The organism is Bacillus sp. ES1-5 (assembly GCF_022487605.1).
GTDB lineage: Bacteria > Bacillota > Bacilli > Bacillales > Bacillaceae_G > Bacillus_A > Bacillus_A wiedmannii.
In genome coordinates this window covers 1-310 of sequence record NZ_JAKVPU010000066.1, presented here as the reverse complement: position 1 = coordinate 310, position 310 = coordinate 1, and the positions used below count along the sequence as shown (strand labels likewise).

At 32.9% G+C, this 310-nt stretch carries 2 pseudogenes; one reads left to right on the top strand and one right to left on the bottom strand.

Annotated features, from left to right (window positions below):
• Window positions 1-84: pseudogene (locus MKO96_RS29685) on the top strand (YqhR family membrane protein); the annotation flags it as partial.
• Here the strand turns inward: MKO96_RS29685 and MKO96_RS29315 are convergent.
• Window positions 63-266: pseudogene (locus MKO96_RS29315) on the bottom strand (Wzz/FepE/Etk N-terminal domain-containing protein); the annotation flags it as partial. The pseudogenes MKO96_RS29685 and MKO96_RS29315 overlap by 22 nt on opposite strands.
• Window positions 267-310 lie beyond the last annotated feature (44 nt).

The window sequence follows — 310 nt, the reverse complement described above, 5'->3', positions numbered from 1 at the left end:
TTTTGGGGGGGGATATGGTATTTCCTTCATATATTTTCATTTACGGAAGCGGGACCGAACTATTTACTTTTATTCACTGCATTTTCCTTATTAAACCCATCTAAATTCCCAACGAGAATTTGCGTTGAATATTGATACGAAGGCTTTAATACATACATAGAAATAAGAATTAAAGAAACAGTTACACAACACATCGTCAAAATAATTGTTACTACTCTTCTTTTCAATAGTTGCTGAAAATCCTTCATACTAATTTCTTGCTTCAATTATTTCACCGCCTTTGTTTGAATGACATCCTGCAACTCACTTT